A 13,468-nucleotide genomic window follows, 5' to 3' on the forward strand; every position below is an offset into this window, starting at 1 on the left:
ATCTTCGAAGGCCCCGCCATGGCGGAAAAGGAAAGTTTTCGCACAAGCAATCTCGCTGCGCGACGAAGGCGCGGATCGATCCACGCCGCGCACTGGCGGCGCGCTTGCACATGCGCATTCCGAAGTTGCCGTGGCGCGAGGCCGCCGATACGGTCGACGGCTTCGCATGCCACCTTGCCTGGAGTTCCTTCGATGACCGCTTCGCTGCCTTCCCTCCCGCTTCCGCCGAGCCGCCGCACGCTGGTGCGCGGTGCCGCCGCCGCGCTCGGCGCCGCCGGCCTCGGCCTGCTGGGCCGCCGCGCCTGGGGCGCCGACAACGACAAGCCGATCACGCTGTCGTGGACCGGCACCGGCCTGTGCCTGAGCCCAATCGTGGTCGCCAACGAGCTTGGTTACTTCACCAGGAACAACGTGAAGGTGGAGATCATCAATTTCGCGGGCGCGGTCGACCAGGTGCTCGAATCGATCGCCACCGGCAAGGCCGACATCTCGCTGGGCCTGATCCATGCCTGGCTCAAGCCGCTGGAAGCGGGCTTCGACGTGAAGGTGGTCGGCACCGCGCATGCGGGCTGCATCCGCGTGCTCGCGCCCAAAACCTCGGGCATCGCGAGCATCGAGGCCGTGAAGGGCAAGACCATCGGCGTCTCGAGTCCCGCGGGCTATGGGCGCCAGTTCTTCTCGACCGCGCTGGCGCGGCGCGGCGTGAACCCCGACCAGGACGTGCAGTGGCGCGTGTTCCCGGCCGACCAGCTCGACATCGCGCAGAAGAAGGGCGAGATCGACGTCATCGCCGACTCGGACCCGAACCTCTACCTGATCGAGAAGCGCAATCCCGGCGCCTACCTCGAGATCGCCAACATCCTCAAGGGCGACTTCAAGGACCGGCTGTGCTGCATCGTCGCGGCGCGCGGCGAACTGGTGAAGCGCAATCCGCAACAGGTGGCGGCCGTGGTGCGCTCGCTGCACCAGGCGGCGGATTTCATCGCCGAGAACCCCAACGAGGCCGGGCGCGCGGTGAGCAAGCTGTTCCCGAAGGTGGCGCAGCAGGACCTCGGCAGCATCCTCTCGACCATCGGCTACACGCACCACGCCAGGCGCTTCGACCTCGCGAAGGAGATCGAGAGCTATGCGGTCGATCTCAAGCAGGTGGGGGTGCTCAAGAAAAGCACCGATCCAGCGCGGTTCGCGAAATTCCTGACGGTGGATGTGCTGGCCTGAGCGCCTGCTTCAGGCCGCCAGCGGCTCGGGCACCGCCGCCAGCAGCGAACGCGTGTACTCATGCGCGGGCCGCGACAGCACCTCCTCCACCGGCCCCTGCTCGACCAGCCGGCCGCGGTTGAGCACCAGCACCCGGTCGGCCACGTGGCGCACGAGGTTGATGTCGTGCGAGATGAACAGCAGCGCCGTGCCCAGCCGCGACTGCAGCTCGGCGATCAGATCGATGACCTGGGCCTGCACCGAGACGTCGAGCGCCGACACCGGTTCGTCGCAGACGATCAGCGCGGGCTGCGCCGCGAGCGCGCGCGCGATCGCCACGCGCTGGCGCTGGCCGCCCGAGAGCGAACGCGGAAAGCGCTCGGCCAGCTCGGGCGCCAGGCCCACCTGCTGCAGCAGCGCCGCGATGCGCGCGCCCACCTCGGCGCGCGGCAGGCCCTGCAGGTTCTCGGCGATCACCTGCGACACGCGGTAGCGCGGATCGAAGCTGCTCAGCGGATCCTGCGGGATGTACTGCAGCCGCGGCCGCAGCGGCCGGCGCACAGCCTCGGAAATGCCCGACCAAGGCTGGCCCAGCAGCCGCACCGCGCCCGCGTCGGGCTCGAGCAGGCCGAGCACGATCTTGGCGCAGGTGGACTTGCCCGAGCCCGATTCGCCGACCAGGCCGAGCACCTCGCCGGCCGCGATCGAGAACGACAGGTCCTCGAGCGCCACGAAGTCCTCGCGCGGACCCAGCCCGCGCTGCACCGCGAAGCGCTTGCCGATGCCCTGGACCTCGAGCACCGGCGCCTGCGCGGCCGGCACGGGCGTGCGCGGCGGCAGCGGCTCGCGCACGATGCGCAGCCGCGCCTCGGGGCCCTCGCCCGCCGCCTCGAAACGCGCCGATGACAGCCGGCTGCCGCGCGAGGAGGTCGAGGGCACGGCCGCGATCAGCTGCCGGGTGTAGCCATGGCGCGGGCTCGACAGCACGTCGCGCACCGGGCCTTGCTCGAGCACGCGGCCGTACCGCATCACCAGCACGCGGTCGGCGATGCCCGCCACCGCCGACAGGTCGTGGCTGATCAGCAGCAGGCCGCTGCCTTCGTCGCGCACGCGCCGCGCCAGCACCTCGATCACCTGCTTCTGCAGCGCCGCGTCGAGCGCGGTGGTGGGCTCGTCGGCCACGATCAGCGGCGGCAGGCCCGCGATGGCGGCCGCGATCAGCGCGCGCTGGCGCAACCCGCCCGAGAGCTGGTGCGCGTACTGGCCGATGCGGCGTTCGGGATCGGGCATGCCCACGCGCGCGAGCGTTTCCAGCACGCGCCGGCGCACCGCCGTGCGGCCGCGCAGCAAGCCATGGTGCTCGAGCACCTCGCCGACCTCGCGGCCGATGGGGCGCAGCGGATCGAGCGACACCAGCGCGTCCTGCATCACCAGCCCCGCGAAGGTGCCGCGCAGGCGGCGCCAGTCGGTGGCATCGAAGCGGTTCGCGTCGCGCCCGTCGATCAGGAATTTGCGCGCGTTCGCGCGCGCGCCCGGCCCCGCGAGCGCGAGCAGGCTGCGCGCGGTCACGCTCTTGCCCGAGCCCGACTCGCCGACCAGCGCCACGCATTCGCCGCGCGCGATGCGCAGGTCGAGCGCCTCGACCACGGTGCGCTCGCCCGCGGGCGTGTCGAAGCGGACCGTGAGGCCCTCGACGTCGACCAGCGGCACTTCGCTCATGCCAGCCTCCCCTCGAAGCGCCGCTGCAGATGGTGGCCAAGCACGGTGAACGAGATCACCGTGAGCGTGATGGCCGCGCCCGGGAACACGCCGGGCCACCAGGCCACGCGCAGCACGTCGCGGCTCTCGGCCAGCATCACGCCCCACTCGGGCGTGGGCGGCTGCGGGCCGAGGCCGAGGAAGCTCAGCCCCGAGGCAGCCAGCACGGTCGATCCCACGTAGACGGTGGCGGTCACGGGCACCGCTACCAGCACGTTGGGCAGCAGATGGCCGAAGAACACCTGGGCGCGGCTGCGGCCGTAGATGTAGGCATGGGTCACGTAGTCGGCCTGGCGCACGATGCGCGTCTGCGCGCGCACCACGCGCGCGAACTTCGGAATGCCCGCGATGCCGACCGCGAGCGCGATGTTGGCCAGCCCCGGGCCGAGGAACACCACCACCAGCATCGCCAGCAGCACGCCCGGAAAGGACGAGATCACGTCGAACAGCCGCGACAGCCCCTCGTCGAGCAGCCACTGCTTCTGGCCCGCCACCAGGCCCAGCAACACGCCGGCCAGCACCGAGATCGCGGTGCCGCCGATGCCGATGAACAGCGAGTAGCGCGCGCCATGCACGGTGCGCGACAGCACGTCGCGGCCGAGCCGGTCGGTGCCGAAGGGATGCTCGGCGCCCGGCGGCTGCAGCACCGCGAGGAAGTCGCCCTCGAGCGGATCGAGCGGCGCCAGCCAGCGCGGCGCGGCAGTGGCGATCACCAGCAGCGCGACGAACAGCGCCGACAGGAGCACCGCGAGCGGCGGCAGGCGCCGGCGCGGTGCGCTCGACGCGGGTGCGCCACCCGCGGGCAGCGCGACGGTCTCGGATGCGGAAGTCATGATGCCTTGAGCCTCGGGTCGATCAGTGCATAGAGCAGGTCCAGCAGGGTGGACGCCGCGACGTGGATGAAGGCCGCCAGCAGCACCACCGCGAGCACCACGGGCGCGTCCTGGCTCAGCACCGCGTTGAGCGTGACGGTGCCCAGGCCGGGACGGCCGAACACCTTCTCGGTGATGACGGCGCCGCCGAGCAGGCCGCCGATGATCCAGCCGCCGAGCGTGACCACCGGCAGCGCCGCATGCCGCAGCACGTGCCGCAGGCGCAGCCGCAGCTCGCCCAGGCCGCGCGCGCGCACCGTGACCACGAAGGGCTGCTCGAGCGCGCGCTCCATCGCCTCGCGCAGCACCTGCGCCAGCAGGCCCGCGGTCGGCAGCGCCAGCGCGGTCGCCGGCAGCACCAGCGCGCGCCAGTCGGCCGCGCCCGAGACCGGGAACCAGCGCAGCGTGAACGAGAAGGCCATCAGCAACAGGATGCCGAGCCAGAACACCGGCGTGGAGGCGAACACCAGCTCCAGCGTGGAGGCCGCCGCGCGCGCGAAGCGTCCGCGGCCCGAGGTCAGCGTGGCCACCACCACCGCGAACAGCAGCGCCAGCACGCCGGCCGCGAGCGCGAGCTCGACCGTGGGCCACAGCTGCGCCATCACCACGCGCGCCACCGGCTGGCGCAGCTCGTACGAGGTGCCGAAGTCGCCGCTGGCGATGCGCGCCAGGAAGCCCAGGTACTGCTCCCACAGCGGTCGGTCCAGCCCCCACTCGGCCGCGATGGCCTCGCGCAGGCCCGGGTAGTCGAGGTCGCCGGCCAGGATGTCCTCGACCCGGCCCGGCAGCGCATGCAGGGCCAGGAAGGCCGCGGTGGCGCTGCCCCACGCCACCAGCAGGCCGGCGCCCAGCCGCGAGATCACCAGTCGCCACATGACGGGCTCAGCGCTCCGACAGCCACACGTCGTGGAAGTTCGATGGCGAATCGAGCTGCGTCTCGAACGACAGGCCGCGCACCCGGCTCTTGGCCGCGAGCTGGTAGTTGGCCGAGAACAGCGGCACGATGATGCCCTGGTCCACCGCGTGGCGCTGCGCGGCGTCGACCAGCTTCTTCTTCTCCTCGAGATTCGTGGAAGCCAGCGCGTCGTTGATGTAGCCGAACAGCGTCTTGTCGCCCTTGTCGGCCACCGCGCGGATGAAGCCGCTCTCGCCGATGTTGCCCTGCAGCTCCTGCGCCGCGTCGGCCGGCAGGTAGGTGTTGGGATAGATGCTCCACGAGCCCTTCTGCAGTTGCTGCGCCCATTCGCCGCCGGTGACGAAGCGCAGCCGCAGGTCGAAGCCCAGGTTCTTGCGCAGCTGCGCCTGCAGGCCCTGGATCAGCACGTCGCGGTTGTCGCGCACGAAGGGCTGCGGATAGCCGACCTCGATGGTCAGGCGCTGGCCGTCCTTGGTGCGGAAGCCCTCGGCGTCGCGGCCGGTCCAGCCCGCTTCGTCGAGCAGCTTGTTGGCCGCGGCCGGGTTGTTGCCCCAGCTGCCTTCTAGCGCCTTGTTGTAGAAGAAGCTGTCGGGTCCGATGTTCGACCAGGCGCGGCGGTAGGTGCCGCGGTAGACGCTCTTGACCAGCGCATCGATGTCGGCGCCGTCGCGCAGCGCGCGTCGCACGCGCACGTCGGTGGCCGGCGGGATCGTGTAGTTGACGTTGAGGGTGAACGAGGTCTGCGCGCCCGCGGGTCCGACCAGGAACTGGAAGCCCGGCTGGTCCTTGAACAGGCCCACGTCGGTGGGCTGCACGCCCTCGATCACGTCGACCTGGCCCGAGCTCAGCGCGCCCGCGCGCACCGCGTACTCGGGCAGGAAGCGCACCGTCACGCGGTCCAGCCAGGCCGGGCCCTGGTGCGCCGCATAGCCGGGCGCCCACTGGTAGCGCGGGTTGCGCGCGAAGCCGGCCGACTGGCCGCGCACGTAGTTCTGGAACAGGAAGGGGCCGCTGCCCGCGATGGCCGGGCCGCCGCCGCAGAGGTCGTCGCCCGACTGCAGCGACTTCGGCGAGATCAGGCCCAGCCGCACGCTGGCGATCGATTCGAGCAGGCCCGAGTCGGGCCGGGCCAGCTGCAGCCGCACCTCGCTGGCCGACACCACCTGCACGCGCTCCACCGCCTTGAGCAGCTCGCCGGCGGCATTGGTGTTCTTCGTGTCGCGCACGAAGTCGAAGTTGAACTTCACGGCCGCCGCGTCGAGCGGCGTGCCGTCGTGGAACTGCAGGCCCGGCTTGAGCTTGAAGGCGTAGGTCTTGCCGTCGGGCGAGACGCTCCACTCCTGCGCCAGCCAGGGCAGGAACTTGCCGCCCTTGCCCTTGGCGACCAGCGAGTCGATGTAGTTGCGGATCAGGATGTAGGAGTTCTGCTGCGTCGAGCGATGCGGGTTGAAGCAGATCGGATCGGTGGTGACGCCGAAGACCACCTCGCCGCCCTGGCGCGGCGTGTCGGCGGCCAGCGCGAGGTTCATGCCGCAGGCCGCGAGCAGGCTGGCCTGGAGGATGCGCGGCAATGCGCGCCGCGGGGAAGCAAGGGCAAGGGAGATCTTCATGACGACGGAAAGGAACGTGGGAAAGCCGCGCGGACGAATCCGCGCCAGGAGGAAAGGACAAGGAGTCGGCGCGCGCGGCGCCGGCCGTGCAGGCCCGGGCGAACGCCCGTGCACGGGCAGCGCCGATCTTCGAAGCTCAGGGCTTCGCGGCTAACGAAAGTTTTCGCAGAAGCTATCTCGCTCAGCGCGCATGGAGCGCTCCCGCGCCTTTCATCCGCTCAATCCAGCAGCCCGTCCCAGTAGAGCCGCGCCGCCGCCAGCACGGTCCGCATCTGCGTCGTGTGCGCGAGCCGGAAGGCCGCGCCGCGCACGGTCTCGTCGGGGAACTCGCTGATCAGCGTGAACGGCACGGTCGAGCGCTCGTCGGTGATCACCATGCAGGGGATGCCGTTGATGGGCGCGAACGGCAGCTCGCCGACGTGGGCATGCCACATGCGCTGCTGGAGCGCGTTGAACGCGGCCAGCTCGGCCGAGCCCGCGAGCAGTTCCTTCGTGAGCGCATCGAGGAAGCGCAGGCCGTCATGGCCGCGGTGCTGACGCAGGATCAGGAAGAAGCCCTTGGGCACCGTCCACAGCTCGCTGCCGCGCGGCACGTAGCCGGTGCGCGGGCGCGTCCATTCGTGCGCCGGGTAGCCATGCAGGCTCAGGTGCAGGCGCGCGCCGGTGCGCGCGATCGCCTCGAGCCGCGGCGCCTTTTCGCCGAAGGGTGGCTTCATGCGTGCCTCGAGGTCGTCGCCCAGCGCGGTGTAGCGCGCGGCATGCGCCATGTGCGTGGGGTCGGTCTCTTGAAGCCGGTGATGCAGCGCCGCGCCGTCGGGGTTCTCGAGCGCGACCAGCGCATAGTGCGCGCCGGGCAGCGCATTGAGCAGTGGCGCCGCGCGCAAGGCGCCGACCACGCCCGAGCTCTCGTTCGCATGCTGGCCGGCCGTGACCACCAGGCCCGGCAGCGTGCCGCGCACATGCAGGCCCGACACCGGGCGGCCCTGGAACGAGGTCACGCCGAAGCGCTCGCCGGGCAGGCGCGCCATCGCGGCCTCGACCTCTACCGGGGCCAGCGAGCGGTCGGCGCTGTCGAGCACCAGGGCGGCGTCGACGGGCGGGTCGACACGTCGATGCGCGGCCAGCCGCACCGTGACCCGCGTGTCGTCCTCGCTGCGCGAGATCAGCGGCACGATGTGGCCGGGCTGCAGCGTGCGGTCGGCATCGTCGAGGCCGGCGCGCGCCTTGAAGAACTCGAGCGCGCCGTAGTAGCAGTCCTCGTGCAGCGCCTCGAAGGTGTCGATCGTCTCCTCGCCGAAGGGCAGCCGGCGTTCGATGCCGGTGGTGGCGATCGCGATCTCGAGCGTGTCGAACAGCGGCAGCGTTTCGGGCCAGGCATGGCCGCGCACCGCGTCGAGCGCGGCCGCGCAGGCGGCCTCGAACTCGGTGGGCAGCGCGGCGTCGTGCACCAGCGCATCACCGTCCCAGACGCGCAGCCAGCCGCATGGCGAGGCGGTGGCATCGTTGGGCGCGAACACGCGCCACTGCCGCGCGCCGGCCGTCACGAGGTGCTCGCCGGGCAGCTCGCCTTCGGCGAAACGCAGCGCGACGTCCTCGCCGAGCAGGCCGGCCAGCGGATAGGCCTCGAGGCGAAAGCGCTGGCCCTGGCCCGCGGGCGTGCGGACCTCGATCGACGTCGCCCCATCGCTCTCGAACTCTTCGAGAAAGAAATGCACCAGCGGCTTGTAGGCGCTGCGCAGCACGGCCTGCACGCCTGCCGCTGCGAGCGCCTGCTCGGCGGCGCGGCGCATCGGCGCGTCCTCGAACAGCCAGGCTTCGATGCGCGTGACCGGGTGAGCGCCGAAGCGTTCGACCAGTTGCACCAGCGTGCGGGGAAAGGTGGTGTCGAGCAGCAGGGTCATGGCGGGAAGAATAAACCGCCTCGCGGCGTGGGGTTACCAACGGGCAGACGCGCTGCCCCGGGGACGGGCGCCCCCAGTCTTGGCCCTCGGGCGCGCAATGCAAGCACGGAATCCGCATACGTTGATCCGTTTTTGTTCTTTGGCCCGCAGGTGGGCGCACGCTAGCCTGCGCCGGCTCCCGACTCACGGGGACCCTCATGGAAAGCCTCGCCTCGATGTCTCACGTCTTCGACAACCTCCCGCTGCCCACGGCACCTGCTGCTGCCGTGCCGGCCGCCAAGCCACCGCCGCCCCGCCGCGCGCCGCGCCTGCTGTCGCGCCACCAATTGCTGCTGATCTCCTGGCTGGTGCCGGCCCTGGTGCTGGTGGTGTGGGAGCTGGCGGCGCGCGCCGGCTACCTCTCGATCCACGTGCTGCCCGCGCCCAGCAAGGTGGCGGCCACGGCCTGGGGCCTGATCCAGGAAGGACGGCTGATCAGCGACATGGGCACCAGCCTGCTGCGCGCGGCCACCGGCTTCGTGATCGGCGGCTCGATCGGCTTCGCGCTCGGCACGGTGGTGGGCTTCTCGCGGCTGGCCGAGGCGCTGTTCGACCGCAGCATCCAGATGATCCGCGCCATTCCCTTCCTCGCCATGTTGCCGCTGGTGATCGTCTGGTTCGGCGTGGACGAGGGCGGCAAGATCTTCCTGGTGTCGCTGGGCGTGATGTTCCCGATCTACATCAACACCGTGCTGGGCATCCGGCAGGTCGACCCCAAGCTGCTCGAGCTCGGCCGCGTGACCGGCCTGAGCAATGCCACGCTGATCCGGCGCATCGTGCTGCCGGGCGCCCTGCCCTCGATCCTCGCGGGCGTGCGCTATGCGCTCGCGGTGGCCTGGCTCGCGCTGGTGATCGCCGAGACCATCGCCACCAGCTCGGGCATCGGCTACCTCGCGATGGATGCGCGCGAGTTCCTGCGCACCGACGTGATCGTGCTGACCATCGTGGTCTACGCCACCATCGGCGTGGCCTCGGATGCGGTGGCCCGGCTGCTCGAACGCCGGCTGCTGGCCTGGCATCCCAACTATGCGGCGGGGGAGCGGCGATGAGCGCGCAGCCATCGCAACCCGAGGCACCCGCCGTCGTCGTGCACGGCCTGCAGCGCCGCTATGGCGAGCGCACCGTGATCGGCGGGCTCGACCTGCGCATCGCGCGCGGCGAATTCGTCGCGCTGCTCGGCGAGAGCGGCTGCGGCAAGACCACCCTGCTGCGCGCGCTCGCCGGCCTCGATGCCATCGACGGCGGGCGCATCGACGGACCGCGCCAGCCCGCGGTGGTGTTCCAGGAGCACCGGCTGCTGCCGTGGGACTCGCTCTGGCGCAACGTCTCGCTGGGCCTCGACGAGGCCACCGGCAAGGCGCTCGCTCAAGCTGCGCTGGCCGAGGTCGGCCTCGGCGACCGGCTCGACGACTGGCCGCGCAACCTCTCAGGCGGCCAGGCGCAGCGCGTGGCGCTGGCGCGCGCGCTGGTGCGCGAGCCCCGGCTGCTGCTGCTCGACGAACCCTTCGCCGCGCTCGACGCGCTCACGCGCATCCGCATGCATGGCCTGGTGAAGGAGCTGGTGCGCCGCCACCGGCCCGGCGTGCTGCTGGTCACGCACGACGTCGACGAGGCGGTGGCGCTGGCCGACCGCGTGCTCGTGATGCGCGACGGCGCGATCGCGAGCGAGTACGCCGTGTCGCCCGAGGCCAATGCCAGGCGCACCCATCCCGATGCGACGGCGCTGCGCGAAGCGCTGCTGGCCGAGCTCGGCGTGGCGGCCGACAGCGTGCCCGCCTGACCCTCTTTTCGTTTTCCTTTCTTCACCGGCCTCTTCCCTTCATGACCTCCTCGTTCTCCCCGGCCTCGCGCCGCAGCTTCCTGCAGACCGCCGTCGTCGGCGCCGGCGCCCTGGCCACGGGCCTGGCCCAGGCGCAGGCCGTAGCCCCGGCCAAGGCCACGCGCAACACCGACACCGTGCGCCTCACCTGGGGCCGCGGCGGCCTGCCCGCGCTGGCCAAGAACCGCGGCGAGTTCGAGAAGCTGCTCGCCAGGGACGGCATCAAGGTGCAGTGGATCGGCCCCTTCCCCAACCATGCGCCCTCGCTGCAGGCCGTGACCGGCGGCAGCGCCGACTTCGGCTTCGGCGGCAGCACCACGCCCGCGCTGGCCGCCATGCTCGCGGGATCGCCGCTGGTGTTCACGCAGTTCGCCATCGTCGAGCCGCGCAGCACCGCGATCATCGCCAAGGACGGCTCGGGCATCGACAAGGTGCAGGACTTGGTGGGCAAGTCGGTCGCGGTCAACCGCTCGGGCCTCGGCGAGTTCCTGCTGGTGGCCGCGCTCGAGAAGCACAACATCGACCGCAGCAAGGTCAAGTTCGTCTACCTCAATCCGCCCGACGCCGGCCCGGCCTTCGCGCAGGGCAAGATCGACGCCTGGTCGATGTGGAGCCCGGGCGTGGACATCGCGCGCACCGAGTACAAGGCGCACGACGTCTTCTTCGAGGGCCGCGACCTCGACTTCCTGATCGACTTCAACTCCTACGTCACGCACCGCAAGTTCGCCGAGGAGAACGTGGCCATCGTGCGCGCCGTGAACGCGGCCTACGCGGCCGAGGCGAAGTGGATCAGCGAGCATCCGGTGGAGGCCGAGACCTTGAACCAGCAGGACGCGGGCTACAGTGACGCGGTGCGCGACACGCTGGTCAAGCTCAAGCGCCGCTGGGACGTGCGCGGCGTGCAGGACGCGAAGTTCCTTCAGGAATTCCAGAAGGCCTCCGACTGGCTGTCGGAGCGCAAGATCCTGCCGCAGAAGGCCAAGGTCACGGACTACCTCGCGCGGCTGTGAGGCCCGCGCGGAGTCCGGGCCCATGCCGCTGACATCCACCCATTGGGGCGTGTACCGCCCCGTGGTCGAGCACGGCCGCCTCGTGGCCATGCGTCCGGCCGAATGGGACGCGGCGCCCTCGCCCATCGGCGCCTCGATGGTCGGCGCGGTCGATTCGCCCACGCGCGTGCGGCGTCCCGCGGTGCGCCGCGGTTTCCTCGATGCCGCCACGCGGCACCGCAGCGGCGACCGGCGCGGACGCGAGGCCTTCGTCGAGCTGCCGTGGGACGAAGCGCTCGACCTGGTGACGCAGGAGCTGCAACGCGTGAAGCAGGCGCATGGCAACCGGGCCATCTACGGCGGCAGCTACGGCTGGTCGAGCGCGGGCCGCTTCCACCATGCGCAGAGCCAGCTGCACCGCTTCCTCAACGCCTTCGGCGGCTACGTGTACAGCAAGGACAGCTACAGCCTCGGCGCCGGCCGCGTGCTGCTGCCGCACATCGTCGACGGCATGGACGCGCTGCTGCAGAACCACACGAGCTGGGACGTGCTCGAACAGCACTGCGAACTGTTCGTGGCCTTCGGCGGCCTGCCGCTGCGCAACACGCAGGTGAGCCCCGGCGGCGCGAGCGACCATGGCGTGGCACCGGCGCTGCGGCGCATGGCGGCCTCGGGCCGCACGCGCTTCGTCAACGTCAGCCCGGTGCGCGCCGATCTCGATGCCGTGCCCGCTGCCGAATGGCTGCCGCTGCGCCCCGGCACCGACACCGCGCTGATGCTGGGCCTGGCCTTCGTGCTGATCGACGAGGGCCTGCACGACGAGGCCTTCTGCCGCAGCCATGCGGTGGGCTTCGACCAGGTGCGCGACTACATCCTGGGCCGAGCCGACGGCGTGCCCAAGACACCGGCCTGGGCCGCCGAGCGCTGCGGCATCGCGGCCGAAGCCATCGCCACGCTCGCGCGCCGCATGGCGCGCAGCCGCACGCTGGTGAACTGCACCTATTCGCTGCAGCGCGCACGGCACGGCGAGCAGCCGTTCTGGATGAACGTCACCCTGGCCACCCTGCTCGGGCAGATCGGCCTGCCGGGCGGCGGCTTCGGCCTGGGCTACGGCTGCATGAACTACATCGGCAGCGGCCACGGCAGCTTCTCGGGCGCGCGCCTGCCGCAGGGCGTGAACCCGGTGGCCGACTTCATTCCGGTCGCGCGCATCGCCGACATGCTGCTGAACCCCGGCGCGCCCTTCGACTACAACGGCGGCCGGCACCACTACCCCGACATCCGCCTCGTGTACTGGGCCGGCGGCAACGTGTTCCACCACCACCAGGACCTCAACCGCACCCTCGAGGCCTGGCGCCGGCCCGAGACCGTGATCACGCACGAGCAATACTGGACCGCGCAGGCCCGGCATTCCGACATCGTGCTGCCCGCCACCACCACGCTGGAGCGCGACGACATCGGCAGCGCGGGCAGCGAGCGCTTCATGGTCGCGATGCATGCGGCGATCGCGCCCGTGGGCGAGGCGCGCGACGACTACACGATCCTCTCGCAACTGGCCGAGCGGCTGGACATTGCGCCGGCCTACACCGAGGGCCGCGATGCACGCGAATGGCTGCGGCATTTGTACGAAGTCGCGCGGCCGCGTGCCGAGGCCGCCGGGCTGGCGCTGCCTGCGTTCGATGCCTTCTGGGAGATCGGCCGCATCGACATCGGCCGCACGAACGCGGTGGCGAACGAACCGGTGGTGCTGCTCGCGCCCTTTCGCGCCGACCCCATCGCGCATGCCCTGCCTACGCCCTCGGGCCGCATCGAGCTGTACTCCGAGCGCATCGCGGGCTTCGGCTACGACGATTGCCCGGGCCATGCCCACTGGTTCGAACCCGAGGCGCCGGAGGGGCCGATCCAGCTGCTGTCGAACCAGCCCGCGACGCGCCTGCACAGCCAGTACGACCATGGCGCGCTGAGCCGCGCCTCGAAGATCGCGGGCCGCGAACCGATCACGCTCAATGCGCGGGACGCACGCGAGCGCGGCATCGCGGCCGGCGACGTGGTGCGCGTCTTCAACGCGCGCGGCGCCTTCCTCGCGGGCGCCGTGCTGTCCGACGACGTGCGGCCCGGCGTGGCGCAGATCGCCACCGGTGCGTGGTACGACCCGCTCGACACGCAGGCACCGGGCAGCCTCGAGAAGCACGGCAATCCGAACGTGGTGACGCCCGATGTCGGCAGCTCGAAGCTGGCGCAAGGGTGCGCGGCGCAGAGCGCGCGCGTGGAGGTGGCGTTGTGGCGCGGCGAGGTGCCGGCGATCACGGCCTTCGATCCGCCGGCGTTCGAGCCGGCGCCGCGCGGCGCGCCCTGAGCGCCGCGCCC

The 13,468-nt window shown here is 71.4% G+C and carries 10 protein-coding genes; 5 read left to right on the top strand and 5 right to left on the bottom strand.

Annotated elements, in window-relative coordinates:
• Nucleotides 1–192: 192 nt before the first annotated feature.
• Nucleotides 193–1,218, top strand: coding sequence for an ABC transporter substrate-binding protein (locus tag BM109_RS33090; RefSeq protein WP_093352598.1), 1,026 nt, complete (start codon nucleotides 193–195; stop codon nucleotides 1,216–1,218).
• A 9-nt stretch (nucleotides 1,219–1,227) separates the two neighbouring features.
• Here BM109_RS33090 and BM109_RS33095 read toward each other — a convergent pair whose 3' ends face one another.
• The 5 genes from BM109_RS33095 to BM109_RS33115 form a co-directional block, all read right to left on the bottom strand.
• The gene (locus tag BM109_RS33095) at nucleotides 1,228–2,916 is read right to left on the bottom strand and encodes a dipeptide ABC transporter ATP-binding protein (protein WP_093352600.1); all 1,689 of its coding nucleotides are present in this window, start codon (nucleotides 2,914–2,916) and stop codon (nucleotides 1,228–1,230) included.
• Nucleotides 2,913–3,788 (bottom strand): ABC transporter permease, encoded by an 876-nt coding sequence (locus BM109_RS33100; RefSeq protein WP_093352603.1) that lies wholly within the window; start codon nucleotides 3,786–3,788, stop codon nucleotides 2,913–2,915. The genes BM109_RS33095 and BM109_RS33100 overlap by 4 nt, the downstream gene beginning before the upstream one ends.
• Nucleotides 3,785–4,702 carry an ABC transporter permease gene (locus BM109_RS33105; protein WP_093352605.1) on the bottom strand — a complete coding sequence of 306 codons (918 nt, stop codon included), beginning with the start codon at nucleotides 4,700–4,702 and terminating at the stop codon, nucleotides 3,785–3,787. The genes BM109_RS33100 and BM109_RS33105 overlap by 4 nt, the downstream gene beginning before the upstream one ends.
• 7 nt (nucleotides 4,703–4,709) lie before the next feature.
• Nucleotides 4,710–6,353, bottom strand: a complete 1,644-nt coding sequence (locus BM109_RS33110) for an ABC transporter substrate-binding protein (RefSeq protein WP_093352608.1) — start codon at nucleotides 6,351–6,353, stop codon at nucleotides 4,710–4,712.
• Nucleotides 6,354–6,571: 218 nt separating this feature from the next.
• A complete protein-coding gene (locus BM109_RS33115; RefSeq protein ID WP_093352610.1) occupies nucleotides 6,572–8,254 on the bottom strand; it encodes a M14 family metallopeptidase in 1,683 nt (560 codons plus the stop codon).
• A gap of 215 nt (nucleotides 8,255–8,469) precedes the next feature.
• Here BM109_RS33115 and BM109_RS33120 point away from each other — a divergent pair, with 215 nt between their 5' ends.
• The 4 genes from BM109_RS33120 to BM109_RS33135 are packed head-to-tail and all read left to right on the top strand — an operon-like array spanning nucleotide 8,470 to nucleotide 13,457.
• Complete coding sequence (locus BM109_RS33120) at nucleotides 8,470–9,342, top strand: ABC transporter permease subunit (protein ID WP_093352702.1); 873 nt, start codon at nucleotides 8,470–8,472, stop codon at nucleotides 9,340–9,342.
• Nucleotides 9,339–10,073: an ABC transporter ATP-binding protein gene (locus tag BM109_RS33125; RefSeq protein ID WP_057591211.1), complete on the top strand. Its 735-nt coding sequence runs from the start codon at nucleotides 9,339–9,341 to the stop codon at nucleotides 10,071–10,073. The genes BM109_RS33120 and BM109_RS33125 overlap by 4 nt, the downstream gene beginning before the upstream one ends.
• A gap of 41 nt (nucleotides 10,074–10,114) precedes the next feature.
• Nucleotides 10,115–11,122 carry an NrtA/SsuA/CpmA family ABC transporter substrate-binding protein gene (locus BM109_RS33130; protein WP_093352613.1) on the top strand — a complete coding sequence of 336 codons (1,008 nt, stop codon included), beginning with the start codon at nucleotides 10,115–10,117 and terminating at the stop codon, nucleotides 11,120–11,122.
• 22 nt (nucleotides 11,123–11,144) lie between these two features.
• On the top strand, nucleotides 11,145–13,457 hold the full coding sequence (locus tag BM109_RS33135) for a molybdopterin guanine dinucleotide-containing S/N-oxide reductase (protein WP_093352615.1): 2,313 nt from the start codon (nucleotides 11,145–11,147) through the stop codon (nucleotides 13,455–13,457).
• Nucleotides 13,458–13,468 lie beyond the last annotated feature (11 nt).

The sequence above is a fragment of the Variovorax sp. PDC80 genome, assembly GCF_900115375.1.
In the GTDB taxonomy this organism is placed as follows: Bacteria; Pseudomonadota; Gammaproteobacteria; order Burkholderiales; family Burkholderiaceae_C; genus Variovorax.

Coding starts and splice junctions, on each gene's coding strand:
- BM109_RS33090 (WP_093352598.1), top strand. CDS start 193: ATGACCGCTTCGCTGCCTTCCCTCCCGCTTCCGCCGAGCCGCCGCACG.
- BM109_RS33095 (WP_093352600.1), bottom strand. CDS start 2,916: ATGAGCGAAGTGCCGCTGGTCGACGTCGAGGGCCTCACGGTCCGCTTC.
- BM109_RS33100 (WP_093352603.1), bottom strand. CDS start 3,788: ATGACTTCCGCATCCGAGACCGTCGCGCTGCCCGCGGGTGGCGCACCC.
- BM109_RS33105 (WP_093352605.1), bottom strand. CDS start 4,702: ATGTGGCGACTGGTGATCTCGCGGCTGGGCGCCGGCCTGCTGGTGGCG.
- BM109_RS33110 (WP_093352608.1), bottom strand. CDS start 6,353: ATGAAGATCTCCCTTGCCCTTGCTTCCCCGCGGCGCGCATTGCCGCGC.
- BM109_RS33115 (WP_093352610.1), bottom strand. CDS start 8,254: ATGACCCTGCTGCTCGACACCACCTTTCCCCGCACGCTGGTGCAACTG.
- BM109_RS33120 (WP_093352702.1), top strand. CDS start 8,470: ATGTCTCACGTCTTCGACAACCTCCCGCTGCCCACGGCACCTGCTGCT.
- BM109_RS33125 (WP_057591211.1), top strand. CDS start 9,339: ATGAGCGCGCAGCCATCGCAACCCGAGGCACCCGCCGTCGTCGTGCAC.
- BM109_RS33130 (WP_093352613.1), top strand. CDS start 10,115: ATGACCTCCTCGTTCTCCCCGGCCTCGCGCCGCAGCTTCCTGCAGACC.
- BM109_RS33135 (WP_093352615.1), top strand. CDS start 11,145: ATGCCGCTGACATCCACCCATTGGGGCGTGTACCGCCCCGTGGTCGAG.